This is a genomic window from Clostridium aciditolerans (assembly GCF_016316925.1).
GTDB classification, from domain to species: Bacteria; Bacillota; Clostridia; order Clostridiales; family Clostridiaceae; genus Clostridium_AM; species Clostridium_AM aciditolerans.
Window position 1 is genome coordinate 324162 of record NZ_JAEEGB010000006.1, and the last position, 16875, is coordinate 341036.

General features: G+C 29.7%; 18 protein-coding genes. 5 read left to right on the forward strand and 13 right to left on the reverse strand.

Features of this window, described 5'->3' with window-relative positions; genetic code table 11:
- Nucleotides 1–15 precede the first annotated feature (15 nt).
- Together mutS and miaB are read right to left on the reverse strand one after the other, a co-directional pair.
- Nucleotides 16–2721, reverse strand: a complete 2706-nt coding sequence (mutS, locus tag I6U51_RS07130) for a DNA mismatch repair protein MutS (protein ID WP_211141977.1) — start codon at nucleotides 2719–2721, stop codon at nucleotides 16–18.
- Between the two features lie 647 nt (nucleotides 2722–3368).
- The gene (gene miaB, locus I6U51_RS07135) at nucleotides 3369–4736 is read right to left on the reverse strand and encodes a tRNA (N6-isopentenyl adenosine(37)-C2)-methylthiotransferase MiaB (RefSeq protein ID WP_211141978.1); all 1368 of its coding nucleotides are present in this window, start codon (nucleotides 4734–4736) and stop codon (nucleotides 3369–3371) included.
- 440 nt (nucleotides 4737–5176) lie between these two features.
- Between miaB and I6U51_RS07140 the strand changes: the two genes are divergently transcribed.
- Both I6U51_RS07140 and I6U51_RS07145 read left to right on the forward strand, forming a co-directional pair.
- Nucleotides 5177–6361, forward strand: a complete 1185-nt coding sequence (locus I6U51_RS07140; protein WP_211141979.1) for an aminotransferase-like domain-containing protein — start codon at nucleotides 5177–5179, stop codon at nucleotides 6359–6361.
- Nucleotides 6362–6430: 69 nt separating this feature from the next.
- Nucleotides 6431–6604, forward strand: coding sequence for a hypothetical protein (locus I6U51_RS07145; protein WP_211141980.1), 174 nt, complete (start codon nucleotides 6431–6433; stop codon nucleotides 6602–6604).
- A 136-nt stretch (nucleotides 6605–6740) separates the two neighbouring features.
- Here the strand turns inward: I6U51_RS07145 and I6U51_RS07150 are convergent, their stop codons facing one another.
- The 7 genes from I6U51_RS07150 to I6U51_RS07180 form a co-directional block, all read right to left on the reverse strand.
- A complete protein-coding gene (locus tag I6U51_RS07150) occupies nucleotides 6741–7616 on the reverse strand; it encodes a GNAT family N-acetyltransferase (protein WP_211141981.1) in 876 nt (291 codons plus the stop codon).
- An 82-nt stretch (nucleotides 7617–7698) separates the two neighbouring features.
- On the reverse strand, nucleotides 7699–8751 hold the full coding sequence (locus tag I6U51_RS07155; RefSeq protein ID WP_246517141.1) for a CotS family spore coat protein: 1053 nt from the start codon (nucleotides 8749–8751) through the stop codon (nucleotides 7699–7701).
- 98 nt (nucleotides 8752–8849) lie between these two features.
- Nucleotides 8850–9230 (reverse strand): adenosylmethionine decarboxylase, encoded by a 381-nt coding sequence (gene speD, locus I6U51_RS07160; RefSeq protein ID WP_178909716.1) that lies wholly within the window; start codon nucleotides 9228–9230, stop codon nucleotides 8850–8852.
- Between the two features lie 258 nt (nucleotides 9231–9488).
- Nucleotides 9489–11402, reverse strand: a complete 1914-nt coding sequence (locus tag I6U51_RS07165) for a bifunctional 4-hydroxy-3-methylbut-2-enyl diphosphate reductase/30S ribosomal protein S1 (protein WP_211141983.1) — start codon at nucleotides 11400–11402, stop codon at nucleotides 9489–9491.
- A gap of 19 nt (nucleotides 11403–11421) precedes the next feature.
- On the reverse strand, nucleotides 11422–12087 hold the full coding sequence (cmk, locus tag I6U51_RS07170; protein WP_211141984.1) for a (d)CMP kinase: 666 nt from the start codon (nucleotides 12085–12087) through the stop codon (nucleotides 11422–11424).
- Nucleotides 12088–12176: 89 nt separating this feature from the next.
- Nucleotides 12177–12545, reverse strand: coding sequence for a chorismate mutase (gene aroH, locus I6U51_RS07175; RefSeq protein WP_211141985.1), 369 nt, complete (start codon nucleotides 12543–12545; stop codon nucleotides 12177–12179).
- On the reverse strand, nucleotides 12542–13771 hold the full coding sequence (locus I6U51_RS07180) for a BaiN/RdsA family NAD(P)/FAD-dependent oxidoreductase (protein WP_211141986.1): 1230 nt from the start codon (nucleotides 13769–13771) through the stop codon (nucleotides 12542–12544). The genes aroH and I6U51_RS07180 overlap by 4 nt, the downstream gene beginning before the upstream one ends.
- A gap of 381 nt (nucleotides 13772–14152) precedes the next feature.
- Between I6U51_RS07180 and I6U51_RS07185 the strand changes: the two genes are divergently transcribed.
- Nucleotides 14153–14338 carry a hypothetical protein gene (locus I6U51_RS07185; RefSeq protein ID WP_211141987.1) on the forward strand — a complete coding sequence of 62 codons (186 nt, stop codon included), beginning with the start codon at nucleotides 14153–14155 and terminating at the stop codon, nucleotides 14336–14338.
- A gap of 189 nt (nucleotides 14339–14527) precedes the next feature.
- The gene (locus tag I6U51_RS07190; RefSeq protein ID WP_211141988.1) at nucleotides 14528–14704 is read left to right on the forward strand and encodes a hypothetical protein; all 177 of its coding nucleotides are present in this window, start codon (nucleotides 14528–14530) and stop codon (nucleotides 14702–14704) included.
- A 184-nt stretch (nucleotides 14705–14888) separates the two neighbouring features.
- On the opposite strand, the gene I6U51_RS07195 is transcribed toward I6U51_RS07190, so the two are convergent.
- The 3 genes from I6U51_RS07195 to I6U51_RS07205 all read right to left on the reverse strand — a co-directional run bounded on the left by I6U51_RS07195 (nucleotide 14889) and on the right by I6U51_RS07205 (nucleotide 15985).
- Nucleotides 14889–15062 (reverse strand): aspartyl-phosphate phosphatase Spo0E family protein, encoded by a 174-nt coding sequence (locus tag I6U51_RS07195; protein ID WP_211141989.1) that lies wholly within the window; start codon nucleotides 15060–15062, stop codon nucleotides 14889–14891.
- 234 nt (nucleotides 15063–15296) lie between these two features.
- Nucleotides 15297–15494 (reverse strand): alpha/beta-type small acid-soluble spore protein, encoded by a 198-nt coding sequence (locus tag I6U51_RS07200; protein ID WP_178909723.1) that lies wholly within the window; start codon nucleotides 15492–15494, stop codon nucleotides 15297–15299.
- 347 nt (nucleotides 15495–15841) lie between these two features.
- Nucleotides 15842–15985, reverse strand: coding sequence for a hypothetical protein (locus tag I6U51_RS07205; protein WP_178909724.1), 144 nt, complete (start codon nucleotides 15983–15985; stop codon nucleotides 15842–15844).
- A gap of 214 nt (nucleotides 15986–16199) precedes the next feature.
- On the opposite strand from I6U51_RS07205, the gene I6U51_RS07210 reads away from it, so the two are divergent.
- A complete protein-coding gene (locus I6U51_RS07210) occupies nucleotides 16200–16397 on the forward strand; it encodes a hypothetical protein (RefSeq protein WP_211141990.1) in 198 nt (65 codons plus the stop codon).
- A gap of 146 nt (nucleotides 16398–16543) precedes the next feature.
- On the opposite strand, the gene I6U51_RS07215 is transcribed toward I6U51_RS07210, so the two are convergent.
- On the reverse strand, nucleotides 16544–16720 hold the full coding sequence (locus tag I6U51_RS07215; RefSeq protein ID WP_211141991.1) for an H-type small acid-soluble spore protein: 177 nt from the start codon (nucleotides 16718–16720) through the stop codon (nucleotides 16544–16546).
- Nucleotides 16721–16875 lie beyond the last annotated feature (155 nt).

Below are 16875 nucleotides of genomic sequence, written 5' to 3' on the forward strand. Positions count from 1 at the left end.
TAACTATAAACTAATCTATAATGTCTTTGTTCTTTTTATTATATCATAAAGCTTATTGAAACCTTCCATAGGTGTCATATTTAATATATCGATAGAAGCTATTTCCTTAAGTATATTTTCTCTTTCTATATAAGAAAAATCAATTTGCTCTGAAGCATTCTTATCTAAAGCTACTTCTTTTAGAACTTCTAAATTTTTATTTTCTTTTATTATCTCATTTTTATTGTTTACTTTATCAGTCACATCCATTTTATCTTGAATATCATTCTTTGATGTATCAGTAATTTCTTCTATATTTACATCACTTGATTTATCATTTTCTATTCTACTCAATATTTCCTTAGCTCTATCTATAACATCAATAGGAAGTCCTGCAAGCTTAGCCACTTCTATACCATAAGATTGGTCTGCTCCCCCTCTTATGATTTTGTGTAAAAATACTATATCACTTCCCACCTCTTTAACAGATACTGAATAGTTCTTAACACCCTCTAGAAGCCCTTCAAGTTTTGTAAGCTCATGATAATGTGTAGCAAAAAGAGTTTTACATTTAAGTTTTTTGTTTTTGCAAATATATTCTATTACAGCCCATGCAATACTTAAACCATCATATGTACTAGTTCCTCTGCCAACCTCATCAAGCAATATAAGACTTTTATTTGTAGCGTTTCTTAATATATTAGAAACCTCCCACATTTCTACCATAAAAGTACTTTTGCCTGCAGCTAAATCATCTGATGCTCCTATTCTAGTAAATATTTTGTCACAAATAGATATCACAGCCTTTTTAGCAGGAACAAAGCTTCCTATCTGAGCCATAATTACCGTTAAAGCAACTTGCCTCATGTAGGTTGATTTTCCAGCCATATTAGGACCAGTTATTAGTAAAAGCTGTTCATCCGTCCTATTAATATGAATATCATTGGATATGAAACTTCCTGATGATATCATTTTTTCTACAACTGGATGTCTTCCTTCTTCAATATATATCTCTTCGCTGTTGTTTATTTCTGGCTTGCAGAAATTGTTTTCTAGTGCTATTATCGCTAAAGAACTTAAGCAGTCAAGTTCAGATACAATTCTTGCTGTTTGCTGCATTCTATCGACTTGAGCCTCTATCTTTTCCCTGATTTCAATAAATATGTCATACTCTAAATTTATGAGCTTTTCTTCCGCACCTAATATTTTGTCTTCCATTTCTTTTAGTTCTGGAGTTATATACCTTTCAGCATTTGCTAAAGTCTGCTTTCTTATGTATCTACCCTCTGGAATTAGATTAAAATTGCTTTTTGTTATCTCTATATAATACCCAAATACTTTGTTGTATCCAACTTTAAGAGATTTAATCCCTGTTACTTCTCTCTCATTATTTTCTAAAGATGCTATCCATTCTTTTCCGTGCACCTTAGCCTTTCGTAATTCATCAACTTCTTCATTAAAGCCTTCTTTTATTATATTTCCTTCTTTTACCGAAATCGATGGATTTTCCAGTATTGCTTCATCTAATATTTTATAAACATCCTCTAGCTCATCTAAGTTTTTATACATCTCTAAATGCAGTTTACTTGTGAAATTTGAAAGTATGTTCTTTATACCTGGTATTTTTTCAATAGATGCTTTTAATGATATTAACTCCTTTGCATTAACACTCTTAGAAGATATTTTGCCAACTAATCTTTCAATATCGTATATCTCTTTTAATGCATCTTTTAAATCTTCATGTAAAGGCAGATTGTTTAAAAGCTCTTCTACTGCATCCAATCTGTTTTGTACAGCAGTTTTATCTACTAAAGGCTGCTCAATCCATCTTCTTAGCTGTCTTCCTCCCATTGCGGTATTAGTTCTATCCATTACCCAAAGTAGAGAACCTTTTTTGCTCTTTTCTCTTAAATTTTCAGTTAACTCAAGATTTCTTCTTGAATTTGAATCTATGCTTAAATAATCTACAATACTGTAATACTGAAAATTATTAATATGTGATAAGGAAGTTTTCTGTGTCTCTATTACATATTTTAAAAGGGAACCGCAGCACCTTACTAAATCACTGCTGTATTCTTTTTCATTAAAGTTAGGAAATTGGCCTTTTAATATATCCACTATATTAGATAGAAAAAATTCTTCTGGAAGCTTTGTAAAGGATGCGGTGCACCTTTCTTTAATTTCAGAACATATTTTTTCATCTAATCCTTCTTGTATTAATATTTCTTTAGGCATATACTTTGCTATTTCATCTAAAACAACAGAGATGTCTAGTGATGCATCTGTACAATTAAAATCTCCAGTAGAAATGTCTGCAAAACTCAAAGCGAAAGAGTTTTTTTCATTATCTATGTATAAACTCATTATATAGTTATTCTTGTTGTCCTCTAAGAATGAGGAGTCGGTGTACGTCCCTGGAGTAATTACTTTTATAATCCCCCTTTTAACTATTCCTTTAGCAGCGGAAGGGTCCTCAAGCTGTTCACAAATGGCTATTTTATAGCCCTTGTTTACTAATCTGCTTATATATGTATTAGCAGCATGAAATGGTATTCCGCACATAGGTGCTCTTTTTTCCAACCCACAATCTCTACCTGTAAGCACAAGTTCTAATTCTTTTGATGCTGTTTCAGCATCTTCAAAAAACATTTCATAAAAATCGCCTAATCTAAAAAATAATATACAATCTTTGCAGCCTTCTTTTACTTGCAAATACTGCTGCATCATTGGAGTTAAACCCACTTTGCTACCTCCCTTTAAGTGAATATTTTTTAGTTAAGAGTTGAGGGGGAAGAATTAAGAGTTATAGATGATTTTCTTACGTTAACACTGTAGAAAATCTAAAGTATATAAAAGATTTTTCAGCGAAAAATCATCCTTCACTCTTCGCTCTTCACTCTAAATTTTTAACTCTTAACTAAAATTACTAATACTTCTTTTGTTATAAATTAGCTTTCTAGTTTGAGCCTTATAAACAGAATTCTTGGCTTCAGGTGGAGTTTGTCTGCGACCACTGGGCAATTATGCCCGTTAAATGCCATTTAGGCATTTAACCTCCATCTGAAGCTTAGAAGTTGTTATCCAGGGACATAGCCACCCTTTGCTCCCACTTGAAGAAAAGCAGAGAGCCCAAATCTTCGATTTGGTGCGAATCGCTTTCACAGAGTGCGATGGGAGTATTAGAGCGGGTAAGTCATCAGATAAAATTAAAAAGCTCTTCATATTTAAGAGCTTTTTATCCGGCGGCTACCCCCTCTGGATAACTTATTCTAAGCTTTAGGTAATGCATAATCAAATAAATAATAGACCAGTATTCTCCCATATTTGGTCTATTATTTATTTTCATATGCCTAATGCTTAAAATCCTGATTATCTTATAGTACAAGATATTAAATCTGTTCTCCAACTAATGAAAATGAATTGGCTTTTGTTATCTTAACATTAACTAATTTCCCTATACTGTCTTTTTCACCAGCAAAGTTTACTAGTTTTCCTGTTCTTGTTCTTCCCATCAATTTTTCCTCATCATTTTTACTTAAGCCTTCAACAAGAACTTCAACTATTCTGCCTTGATATTCCTTGTTCTTATTCGCAGATGATTCATTTATTACTTCAATCAATCTATTAAATCTATCATGCTTAATATCATCAGGTATTTGGTCTTCCATCTCGTCTGCTGGAGTTCCTTTTCTTTTTGAGTATATAAATGTAAAGGCTGAATCATATTGCACTTTTCTTGCAAGATCTAGAGTTTCTTCAAAATCTTCTTCTGTCTCGCCAGGAAAACCTACAATAATATCAGTACTTATAGCTACATCCGGTATGGTCTTTTTTATTCTATCCATTAATTCTAAATATTGTTCCTTTGTATAACTTCTGTTCATCTTCTTTAATATTCTACTAGAGCCTGATTGCACAGGAAGATGTATATATTCGCATAATTTATCACATTCAGCTATAGCATCTATTACATCTTGAGTTAAATCTTTAGGATGAGATGTCATGAACCTAACTCTTTCCAAACCTTCTATATTATTTATTCTTCTTAAAAGTTCAGCAAAAGTAAGTCTTGGCTCTAAATCCTTGCCATATGAATTTACATTTTGTCCTAGCAAAGTAATTTCTTTATATCCTGATGCAACTAACTCACTAATTTCTTTTTCTATATCTTCTGGTTTTCTGCTTCTCTCTCTACCTCTTACATAAGGTACTATACAATAAGTACAGAAATTGTTACATCCATACATTATTGTAACAAAAGCTTTAACGTCACTTTCTCTGTCTACTGGAATCCCTTCTACAATTCCTTCCTCTTTATCCTGTATCTCTATTACTGATTTACCCTCTTGTTTTACTCTGTTTAGATATTCTGGAAATTTGTAAGCATTATGTGTTCCAAATATAATATCTACAAAGGGAAACTTCTTCAATATGCTTTCTGCCATATCCTTTTGCTGCATCATACAACCACATACTGCTATTACTAGTTCTGAGTTATTTTCCTTCAATTTTTTTAATGCACCAAGATTTCCGTATACCTTAAGTTCTGCATTTTCTCTTACACAGCAGGTATTAAATATTATTAAATCTGCATTATGTTTGTTGTTTGTTCTTGAATACCCTAATTTTTTAAGCATTCCCGAAAGCTTTTCTGAGTCCTCTTCATTCATCTGACATCCCCAAGTTTCAAGATAAAAGTGTTTTTTACCTTCTATACTTTTATTTATTTTAAAATCAATTTTCTTATAATTATTCATTATTTTTCACCTCATAGTAACCTTTAATTTATATGCAATATATTATTAATATTGTGCTATTAACATTACAATTAATATATTATACTGTATTTTATATAAAATTAAAAGAGAAAGAATCGTTCCTTCAAATCATTTCTATATACTTATTCTTTGCAAGTATATATTAATAAATTTAACTATTTATCCCCTTTTTAATCTCAAATCATTATAAATTGTCATTGAAAACTTACAAAAAAAATTGTATGATTGATAGTGGAGAGAATATTAAATATTAATTTAATGAAATTTGAAAAGGTTTACAGATTTTTCTTAATTTTGAGACAACCATTTCTTTATACTGCAATTTATGCATTTTTCCATTCTCAAAGAAGGGTTTTTTCGATTTTTGTAGAATAATATACTAAGTAGACCTTAAAAAATTAATTTCGGAGGGATATTTTATGGAAGTACGTTTTTCAGAAAGAGCTATGGGATTAAAGGCATCAGAGATTAGAGAATTACTAAAGTTAGCTGAAATGCCAGAAATTATTTCTTTTGCTGGTGGATTACCTGCACCAGAGTTGTTCCCTGTAAAGGAAATGGAGGAAGTTGCACAAAAAGTTTTAGAGAAAAATGGCAGATTAGCGTTACAGTATAGCTCAACTGAAGGTTTTGCACCTTTAAGAGAAATAATTGCAAAAGAAAGAATGTCTCCAGCAGGAGTAAACGTTTCAGCAAACGATATTGCTGTAACATCTGGTTCACAACAAGGACTTGAGTTCTCAGCAAGAATATTCGTTAATGAGGGCGACACTATAATATGCGAAAGCCCAAGTTATCTAGGTGCAATCAATGCATTTAAAGCTTATAGACCAAATTTTGTTGAAATACCAATGGATGACAATGGTATGATAGTTGATGAATTAGAAAAAGCATTAAAAGCTAATCCAAATACTAAAATGATATATACTATACCAGATTTCCAAAACCCAACTGGAAGAACAATGTCAGATGATAGAAGAAAACGTGTAGCAGAGCTAGCTGCTGAATATAAAGTTCCAGTAATTGAAGACAACCCATATGGAGATCTTATTTTTGAAGGTAAAAGACATCCTTCAATAAAAAGTTTTGATAAAGAAGGTTGGGTTGTTTATCTTGGAACATACTCAAAAACTTTCTGTCCTGGATTAAGAATTGGTTGGATATGCGCATCACCACAAATATTAGAAAAATATATAATAGTAAAACAAGGTGCTGACTTACAATGTAGCTCATTCGACCAAAGACTAACTGCTTTATTCATGGAAACTCATAATTTAAATGAACACATTGAAAAAATAAAAGTAGTTTATAAGAATCGTAGAGATCTTATGATTGATAGCATAAAGAAATATTTCCCAGAAGGAATAAAGTACACATTCCCAACTGGTGGATTATTTACATGGGTAGAATTAAAAGAAGGCCTTGATGCTGCTGACGTATTAAAGGAAGCATTAAAAGAAAATGTTGCTTACGTTCCAGGTGGATCATTCTTCCCTAACGGAGGACATCCTAACTTCTTTAGAATGAATTATTCATGTATGGATGAAGAGAAAATAGTTGAAGGAATAAAAAGATTAGGAAAAGTCCTTGCAAAATTTTACTAATATTGTATGTAATTTAGCTGTATAAAACTCCCCTTTTAGGTAAAACTACTCCTAAAAGGAGGAGTTTATATGTATGATGCTAAAGTTTTAAACAATATTGATGAATTGAACAACATTAGGGAAACTAACGACTGTATAAGATGTGACTGTATTGGAGACAGAGCATATTTTAGGCAAATTCAATATGAATCCATGTTTGAATTTAAAACAGTTCATATTCCTATGGAAAATGTAATAAAATAATTACTGTCAGTTTAAATTGTGAAGCATTAAGAGATGCTATTAATTTATTAAAAATGGCAGTAGAACAATATAAACAAACTCATAAATAGAAATTATAAACACCCCATAACTTAACTATGGGGTGTTTTTTTATAAATTATCTATTTAATTCCCACGTACACACTTCATTTTTAATCTTAAAGCCTAACTTTTCATATAAATTTACCGCAGGAATGTTAGTATTCTTTACTTTTATTTTTACATCTTTAAATCCAGTATCCTTTATTATTTTTAAAAGATGGCTTAAAAAAGATTTACTGTAACCATTACCTCTATATTCCTTTAATATCCCAAAATTAACTATAACCGGAATGTTATCTTCAATTATTATTTGACCATATCCAATATATTCTCCATCTTTTTTTAAGAATACGGCACCTTTATCAAAATAATAACTTTGTACCTGATCAAAGTAGATATCTTCTATACTTAATGGCACTCTGTTATCATCTCTAAAAACCTCATTCTGAATTTCACATCTTTTTTGCTCATCTCTTTCTCTTTTTAAAATCTCAAATTCCAAATTCTCATCTGGATACAAAGGAATATTTTCTGAAACATTAGAATAGAGAACTAGGGTACCCTCTTTTTTTCTAAACCCTACATCCTTTAAAATATCATAATTATAATTGTTACTTTCACATAGATAGGTTATTGAACAATTTCTTTTTATAGTGTCTATCAGAGTTTTATATAGCATATTAGTCTTTATATTACCCACAGCCTTTAAAACGCTTATAGCGTTTATACAGCATGAATTTTTATCATTCATATCCGACCATATATATCCTATATATTTTGAATCATCTTTTAGTAATTTAACTTTTCTTCTTAAAAGAATTTGTTGAGCAAAATTGCATTTATTGTAGATTTCGAAAAAGTCCTCATTTAAGGTGTTAAATTCATATCTAGCTTTATTTAACTCTTCAAAACAAATAAGGTTTCTTTTATTTAAGCCTACACATTCATACATAAAATTTATCCCCATGTCGTATTTTATTATTAATTCTAGTTCAATATTAGTATAAAACTTAATTATATCTAAGTCAAAACCTTTACTGGTAATCCTTAAGATAATTCAAATAATCTTCCAAGAACTTATCCTGGTTACCGTTATATCTTACTAATCTATTTAGCTTATGCATATATTTGAACTCATCCCATCCTTTATGCTTTATATATCGTTTTTTACCAAGCTTCCAAAACTTATGAGGGAATATAATTAAAGCTAACATTATTTCTAACTCACTTTTGTCAAGCTTGCTAATAGAATTATATTCTTCTATTAATATCTTAGCTTTTTCAAAATCCCATTTATAGCTTCTCTTAAACATCAGGCGTCTTATAAGCTTTCCTAGGTCATTTACATGGAGATCTACTATTATGCTATCTAAGTCTATTATATAGTACTCTCCATCCTTTTTAATGATGTTTTGATAGTAAAAGCTATCATGACATATAGTTTTATTTTGACTAGCTTCTCTTGACAACTTATAATACTCAGAAGTATTTAGAAAATTGAGAGCAACCATCCCTCTATGATATATACTCTCTATATAATTGCCAAAGGCAATGTCAAACTCGCTTTTAATCTTTTTTCTATTTATAATTCTCTCAAATTTTTCTAAGTCCTGAAGGTTATCTTTAAAAATCACAGGCCAGTTTTTTAAATTATTTTTAACTTTAAGTCTTTTAATATCTATATTACTTGAAGCTATATGATAATGTGCTAATAATTTTACACAATTTTTTGCTTCTTCTATATTATCTAAATCGCACTCTTCTCCATCAATCCATTCAGTAGCATAAAAAAATGAGTTTCTATTTTTTACATATATTCTATCATCTTTTGTTTTGTAATATTTTGCTATATTATAGAATCCTTTGTCAACAAGCTCTTGGACCAATATACTTCCATTAAGAGGTTTGTGTTCACCATGTTTCATTCTTTTTAAGCATATATTTCCAAAAGAAGTTTCCAATTTATAGGCACTTCTTACTTTAACGAACTTAATAACATCAAAACTGTAATTTTCTAAAACTCTATTTACCATTCTTATTTCTTTTTCTGAAAGTTTATCAATGGAATTAATGTTCCTGTCTTCCATTTTTCTACCTCCCATAAGCTCTCTAGTAAATTATATTATGGAAAGCAGAAATTATTACATTTATTAAAAAATAAAAGACCATCGGTGTCGATGGTCTTCTATATATTTGACGCCTTAACTGATACTGGCTGTTCAAAGATTCCTCTCTTTACTTCAGTAGCAGTCATGTTCTTTGCTTCAAATTTTTCTGTCATGTAATTACATGCGTCCCATGGATTTATCTTATCACCACAAGTAAATACGTCTACAGCGGCGTAACCAAGCTCTGGCCAAGTGTGAATAGTTAAATGAGATTCTGATATAATAACAACCCCACTTACACCTTGTGGACTAAACTTATGAAAGGCTACTTCTCTAACTTCGGCACCTGCCTTCAAAGCAGAGTCAACCATTATCTTTTCTATAAATTCTTTATTGTTTAAAATCTCAGAATTACATCCATAAATTTCTGCTAAAATATGACGTCCTAATTCATGCATTCTACGTATTTACCCCCTTACATAAAAATATAACAATTAAATTTTATCAAAAATAACAAAAAAGTCAATATATATAGCTATTTTTTTAATAATACATCTATAAAACTCTGATTTTTTAAACTTTTCTCTTTTTTTCTATGCATCTTATTGAAAAATAATAAAAAAATGCGTGCATATAAACATTTTATTACACGCATTTTTAAATAAGTTTTATAGATATTTTTATTCAAAAATATATAAGTTCACTATAAATATTTTTTAAATTTCATCTACTTCTTTAATGCTTAATCCTATTTTTTTGTTTTCTTTATTAACTTCTAGTATTTTTGCTTTAATTTCTTCACCAATATTTAAAACATCTTCCGGTTTGTTTATTCTCTTATGACTTATTTGTGATATATGAACTAATGCATCAACCCCTGGCTCTAATTCTACAAAAGCTCCAAAATTTGCAAAACGAACAACTTTTCCTAAAACTATATTGCCTATAGGGTACTTAATATCTACATTAGTCCAAGGATTTTCCATGGCCTTTTTCATAGATAGAGATAATTTTTTATTTTCTTTATCTAAACCTAATATATAAACTTTTACTTTGTCCCCTATGTTAAGCACATCTCCTGGCTTTTCTACTCTGCCCCATGATACTTCAGATACATGAAGTAGTCCATCAACTCCTTGTACATCAACGAAAGCACCAAAGTCTGTAAGCCTTTTTACTTCGCCATCTACAATAGTATCTTTTTCAAGTAAGCTCCATGTTTCCTTTTCTTTATTTTCTTTTTCTAATTTTAATGATTCTCTTCTTGAGCCTACTATTCTAGTTCCTTTTCTCTCTTCTTTAAATTCAATTAATTTAACCTCTAATTCTTTATTTATGTATTGATTAAGGTTATCTACATGAAAAAGTTCTAAGTGTGATGCTGGTATAAATACTCTAATCCCTTTAAAACTTGCTACTAGTCCTCCATTTACCGCATCTTTAACTAATACTTTGATTAATTTATTTTGCTCACTAGCTTCTTTTAGTTCTTTATAAGTCTCTTCTCTTTCAAGTTCTATTCTTGATAGTACTACATATCCGTCCTCATTTTTTCTTCTTATAATTTTTACTTCTAACTCATCACCTTCATGAATCATATCACTAAGGTTTGTGGAATCATCTTTTACTACTTCATTTTTCGGAAGTATTCCGTCAGCCTTATATCCTATATTTAGAAAAGCTTCCTTTTCACCTACAGAAATTATTTTCCCTTTAATAATTTTTCCTACTATTATCGGCTTGTCATTCTGCTCCATATAAGCTAGCTGCTCATTCATTTCTAAGTTTTTATCATCACCCATTTTTGAAATTGCCTCCTTTATTACCCAATCCGGTGTTGAAGCCCCCGCTGTAACACCTATAGTTTTTATTTTATTAGAATTAATTATATCATCAGGTATTTCTCCTGAATTTTCAACATGGATAGTATTAGAACAATTATCTTTACAGATCTCATATAGCTTAGTGGTATTGGAGCTATTACGCCCTCCTAAAATTATCATCATGTCTACCTTCTTAGAGATTTCTCCTGCCGCCTTTTGTCTTAATTCTGTAGCACTACATATAGTGTTAAAGGCAATAAATTCTTTACAACTCTTAACAACTATATTTAAAACCTTTTCCCAGTTTGATTGTTTTTCTGTAGTTTGTGATACAACACATAACCTGTTAGGAAGTTTCTCAAGATTTGATCCATCCTTCGTTATAATTGCATCGTCATTACACCAACCATTTATTCCAATTACTTCAGGATGGGTACTATCACCAACTATAAGTACAGAGTATCCTAAATCATAATATTTTTTCACCTTTTTATGTATATTAGAAACATAAGGGCAAGTTGCATCCGCTACATTGATTCCCTTACTCTCAAGAAGGTCATAAATTTTTTTAGGCACCCCATGAGAGCGTATGATTACAACATCACCTTTTTCTAATTTATCTATATCCTCTATATCAATAGGATATATATATCTTTCTTTTAAATAATTTACTACATCAGTATTATGAATTAATGGTCCTAAAGTATATATTTTCTTATCATACTTATTTTGAATATTTACCGCTTCGTCTACAGCTCTTTTTACTCCAAAACAAAAGCCTGCCTTGTCAGCTAATATAACTTGCATATAAACTCACCTTCAACTATTAATTGTTTTTTTCAATGTATTCTTTTACGTAACCAGAAATAACTTCTACAACTTCACCTATGCAGAGCTTTGAAGAATCTATTTCAATGGCATCTTGCGCTTTACACAAGGGATTACTTTTTCTGTTAGAGTCTATATAATCCCTCTTTAGTATATCATTAAGCACATTATTATATTCTGTATCTATTCCCTTCTCCTTAAACTCCTTGCACCTTCTTTTAGCCCTCTCTTCAGCACTTGCTGTAAGGAAAAACTTAAGTGGAGCATCCTTAAGAACGACAGTTCCTATATCCCTGCCGTCCATAATAACATTATATTTATGTGCCATATTTTGTTGAAGTTTAACTAATATTTCCCTAACTTCAGGAATGGCCGCATAATTAGACACATTATTACTTACTTCTGGAAGCCTAATTTCCTCAGAAACATCCTCTTCATTAACAATAAGTTTATCATTCTCAAAATGCATATCAAGTGAATTTGTAAGTTTACATATACCTTCTATATCAGAAAAGCTAATATTATTCCTCATCGCCATAAGTGTAACTGCTCTGTACATTGAGCCAGTATTTATATACATTAATTTAAATCTTTCAGCTATAATATTTGCAATAGTGCTTTTTCCTGATCCAGCAGGTCCGTCAATTGCTACAGATATATTCAAAGTTTCATTCCGCCTTTCCAAAGGTAACACATTTTAAACTATCTTTAATATATTCTATAAAAGTGTTTGAAATCCTTTAATTTTTACTATTATTCGCTAAATAAATCTTTCCTTAAATTTCTAGCATTATTTAAATATACAAACTCTCTACTTTCTTGATTTGTGTCTGCGAGTATTAAAATTCTAATACATAAGGGCATAGATGCCTCTACATTGTCTTCAACGTACATCTCGTTAAAATGCATTATAGCTGCATGTTTAACATCGAAATTCTCCCTTATAAACTTGCCTGGGTAAGACTTTGTAATATCTCTAGTACAAGAGAATTCAATTGTAAGAATTTTATCGAGTTCTAAATTGTTTCTTTTAATTAATTCATCAAATAATTCCACTGAACACTTTTTTATCTCTTCCTCACAATTACATAAAATAGTAGTAGCACCTCTAAGAGCTATCATTGCTTTTCACCAACCTTAATTCCAGCTAAATATCCCGTAGATAAAGCAATTTGAATATTATATCCTCCAGTATAGGCATCTACGTCTATTACTTCGCCTGCAAAGTATAAGTTATGTGTAATCTTAGATTGCATTGTAGAAGGGTCTATTTCTTTAACACTAACTCCTCCTGCAGTAACTATGGCTTCCGCTATAGGTCTTAATCCCTTTATTTCTAATGTAAAGTTTTGCAAAAGATGTACCAATTTCTTTCTTTCTTCTCTAGTTATCAAATTAACCTTTTTATCGGGATCAATTTCAGAAAACCTAATAACTATGTCAATTAATTTTTTAGGAAGTAAGTCATCTAAAGAGTTTTTAAAATCCTTATTTATATATTTTGCAAAATCCTTTTGTATTCTTTTATCAAGCTCCTCTTGAGATAATGCTGGCTTTAAATTTATAACAGCTTTTAAACTTTTTCCTTCAGTTACTACCCTACTTCCACTTAATACTATAGGTCCTGAAATCCCAAAATGAGTAAAGAGCATTTCACCGAACTCCTTAAAAAGAGACTTATTTTTATTGTCTAGTATTGTTAACTGTACATTTTTAAGAGAAAGTCCCTGAAGCTCTTTTATCCATGGTTCCTTTACTTCTATAGGAACTAAAGAGGGAGCAATTTTTGTTATACTGTGACCTAAATCTTTAGCATATTTATGTCCTTCTCCACTGGACCCAGTTTGAGGATAGGACATTCCACCTGTGCATAATATAAAATAATCACCTTTTATAACTGTATTATCTTCAAGTTGAACAGCTTCTATATTATTATCATTATTTATGATTTTTTTAACTCTACTGCTTAATCTAACATCTACTTTTTTTCTATGTAGTTCTTTTTGAAAGGCTCCTATTATGTCAGAGGATTTATCAGATTCAGGGAATACTCTTTCTCCTCTTTCTATTTTTAATTTAACACCAGCATTTTCAAAAAACTTCATAGTATCTTCGTTGGTAAAGGTATAGAGTGAACTGTATAAAAAGTGCGGATTACCAGGTATATAATCAAAAAATTCGCTTATATCTTTTCCGTTAGTAATATTACATCTACCTTTGCCTGTTATAAATAATTTTTTACCCAATTTTTCATTTTTCTCTATTAATATTACAGTATGCTTATCTGCAGCAGCTAAAGCTGCCATCATACCTGCTGGACCTCCTCCGATTACTAAGACCTTTGCCATTACATCACCATCCTTTTATTTTATGCTATTTAAACCGCTGATTCTATAACCTATCAATTTATATAATATTAATTATCTATATTATAGTAATATAATATAATTATTTATTCAATAACTATATTAATATGTAAAGCTATTGATACACTTAAGTTTGAAGCTGTTAACAGTATCAGGAAAATCAATTAAAACTGCTTTTGTAAACAATTTTACAAACATAAAAATTAACTTTTACAATGATTTATTATAAAGCACTAATATCTATTATGCAAAGCTTATTATTTTTAAGTTTAGAATCAACTGTTGCACCACTGTTTAATTTCTTTTTATAAAACCTTATATTTATATTTTATCTGCACAATATAAAGAATGGAGGTGTTATTAATGGATGCCAATAAAAACATTTTAAGTAAGAGTGATCAAGATAAAAGATTAAAGAATTACTCGGAAGTTGATAGTTTTAATAGATTATCTGATAAAGATTCCGAAACTACTTCTTCACTAACTGCTGGTGGCGATGAATCATTTATAAGTAGAGAATTAAACGGTTCATTTCATCAGAATTCATAGTTCATTAAAATATTGTTTGAGAATAGAGTGTTGCAACTCTATCCTCATCATCTTCTTTTTATATTAAAATTTCTTATATATTTATCACTATCATTCTTCTTTCATAGTTCATTACTTAATCTTTCATGTCTTTTTCAAATCACACATATTTAAAAAATTCTTTCTCATAATATTACTGGAGGTGATATTATGACTGATAAATTAAATGATAGGGACAAAGATTCAATCGCTGACTTCGCCAGCGCATTTGTTTCCAACCCTAAAATTGTTGAAAACCCAGCTGACTATGTAGATTATGATAAGGTTCATTTAGCACCACTTAACGATTTACTTAATGATAATAATCAAATCAATCATAAAAAATAGTACTTGCTTTTTAGCTATTGCACTGAGGCATATAGCCCCTTTTTACTTTTCTAATCTCTTTCTCTATAAAATATGCTTTATCAAACAACTTAAATATTTTTTTCTTCAGCTCATACTTGTATTTAAAATACAATAGGAAGAGGAGAGACCTCCTTTGTCTCTCCTCCTTTCTTAGGCTTCTTGACTACTTTCTTTTTTTACTTTCCAAAAGCTTGTGATAGGAATTAAGAACTTCATCAAGATTTTGACTGGCTTGCACTACTTTTTGATCCATTAAGCCTGTCTGCTGATCAATTAAGTCACACATAGTTTTTCGCATTTCGTCAATTTTAATTATCAATTCTTCAACTTTATCCATAATATCCCTCCTTTCTACCTTAAGTGTAGCATTTGAAGGAATTTATGTAATAACGTCACAACTTTTACAATTTATTAATATGTAATTTTCACTTCCATTTAGTTTTACTAATAATTTTCTAAAAAATAAGCACCAGTATTTCACCAATGCCTCTGTCAAACATATGTTTGATAAATTATTAAAGTCTACACTCTTAATCAAAAGAATGTAGACTTTTTATTTATTCATTATTTATTATTTTAAGCCTTGTTCATAAGCTTCTACCATTTTTTTAACCATGTTTCCGCCTACTGATCCAGCCTCTCTTGAAGTAAGATCTCCATTGTAACCTTCTTTTAAGTTTACGCCTACTTCTCTTGCTGACTCCATCTTAAACTGATCTAATCCTTGCTTAGCTTGTGGAACTAATACTCTATTATTTCTATTTGCCATAATTTTGTTCCTCCTTTTTTAAAATTTGTACTATGCTTTGTATTTACAGTTTGTACAGTTTAAACTTAATTATCCTATAAAGTTTAAGGCAAAATTCCTAAATAATGTAAAATAAACCTAAACATTTAACACTAAAGAAATTAAATGCATGAATTTTTTTAGTTGTTAAATGCATAAGCTTTTTAAAAAACTTTTACATTATCTGTTTAACTTATTTTTATGTGGTTATAATCTAATACATATCCCCATTATGATACTTCCTTTATAAAATTCTAAAGCTGGTATTTATATTACCAGCTTAGATTGTTTATAAATCCCATACTTCAAAAAAAGTATGGGATTTATCTTTATTTAAAATATCCGCAGCGTTTCTTTATTCGAAATGATCTGTCCGCAATGTAATTGCTTAAATCTTTTTTTCCTTTTTTCTTTTCTTCTTGATATTTAAGTGCTAGCAATTTAAACTGCTCTACATTTAAACGAACTTCCAATATTATCACCTCAAATTTAGTGTATCATTTCTATTTTTATTTTGTGTTATGAAATTGTAAATTTTTATTATATTCTAAATTTTTTCATCAATATACTTTCTACTTATATAAATAGCAATAATAAAGTTTATAGCATAAGACTACTGAATCTAAAATATATCTATATAAAACATATTTTTACGCAATTAACAAGATTATAATGAAGGGTGGTATTATGAATTTAAAGGAGATTCTAGAATCTATTAATGATGTTAACTTAAGAATAGAAAATGAGTACAATAAATGGAATGAAACAGATGACCTACATCTTATAGAGGAATGCATATGGTCTATAAAAAGTCTAGAAATTCGACTTAATAATTTATATATCAAAGCTAAAACATTAAGTTTTTCAAATGAAGAACTAATGTGAAATTTTCTTTAAATTACTACATAATACTAATACATTTAAAATAAGCACCAACTTTGTGTCAGTGCTTATTTTAAATGTATATCATCTTCTGTTAAGTTAAGCTCATTCAAACTCATAAATCTGTATTTTTGTATGGATATAAAATATTAGTCCTCCTTTAACTTAGATGCACTTACCATAAACTCTTCATTTGTTTTTATATTTTTAACCCTTACTTCGTTACTCTCCTTGCTAATACCCTCTATCCAAACTGGGTTTCCGTTATAAGTTACATTAATTACACCTCGTGATTCAACAATTTCAACAATCTTTTCTATATCCATGGTTAGCTCTCCTTTTCAAATAATTCTATTATTTATTTTGTCCTTTAAGATTTAAATTAATGTAGCTCTAACTCTATATGCTGATATGGAATTATTTTAAGTATTCACAATCATATTGATTAACTTATGCAAATAAAAAGAGAGAATCTATTTAA

What these genes read in the sequence shown, in the direction of transcription:
- I6U51_RS07145 (WP_211141980.1), top strand. Translation starts at nt 6,431, where the DNA reads ATGTATGATGCTAAAGTTTTAAACAATATTGATGAATTGAACAACATT.
- I6U51_RS07195 (WP_211141989.1), bottom strand. Translation starts at nt 15,062, where the DNA reads ATGGATAAAGTTGAAGAATTGATAATTAAAATTGACGAAATGCGAAAA.
- I6U51_RS07190 (WP_211141988.1), top strand. Translation starts at nt 14,528, where the DNA reads ATGACTGATAAATTAAATGATAGGGACAAAGATTCAATCGCTGACTTC.
- I6U51_RS07200 (WP_178909723.1), bottom strand. Translation starts at nt 15,494, where the DNA reads ATGGCAAATAGAAATAATAGAGTATTAGTTCCACAAGCTAAGCAAGGA.
- I6U51_RS07210 (WP_211141990.1), top strand. Translation starts at nt 16,200, where the DNA reads ATGAATTTAAAGGAGATTCTAGAATCTATTAATGATGTTAACTTAAGA.
- speD (WP_178909716.1), bottom strand. Translation starts at nt 9,230, where the DNA reads ATGCATGAATTAGGACGTCATATTTTAGCAGAAATTTATGGATGTAAT.
- I6U51_RS07185 (WP_211141987.1), top strand. Translation starts at nt 14,153, where the DNA reads ATGGATGCCAATAAAAACATTTTAAGTAAGAGTGATCAAGATAAAAGA.
- I6U51_RS07165 (WP_211141983.1), bottom strand. Translation starts at nt 11,402, where the DNA reads ATGCAAGTTATATTAGCTGACAAGGCAGGCTTTTGTTTTGGAGTAAAA.
- I6U51_RS07155 (WP_246517141.1), bottom strand. Translation starts at nt 8,751, where the DNA reads ATGGAAGACAGGAACATTAATTCCATTGATAAACTTTCAGAAAAAGAA.
- I6U51_RS07180 (WP_211141986.1), bottom strand. Translation starts at nt 13,771, where the DNA reads ATGGCAAAGGTCTTAGTAATCGGAGGAGGTCCAGCAGGTATGATGGCA.
- I6U51_RS07150 (WP_211141981.1), bottom strand. Translation starts at nt 7,616, where the DNA reads ATGTATGAATGTGTAGGCTTAAATAAAAGAAACCTTATTTGTTTTGAA.
- aroH (WP_211141985.1), bottom strand. Translation starts at nt 12,545, where the DNA reads ATGATAGCTCTTAGAGGTGCTACTACTATTTTATGTAATTGTGAGGAA.
- I6U51_RS07140 (WP_211141979.1), top strand. Translation starts at nt 5,177, where the DNA reads ATGGAAGTACGTTTTTCAGAAAGAGCTATGGGATTAAAGGCATCAGAG.
- miaB (WP_211141978.1), bottom strand. Translation starts at nt 4,736, where the DNA reads ATGAATAATTATAAGAAAATTGATTTTAAAATAAATAAAAGTATAGAA.
- I6U51_RS07215 (WP_211141991.1), bottom strand. Translation starts at nt 16,720, where the DNA reads ATGGATATAGAAAAGATTGTTGAAATTGTTGAATCACGAGGTGTAATT.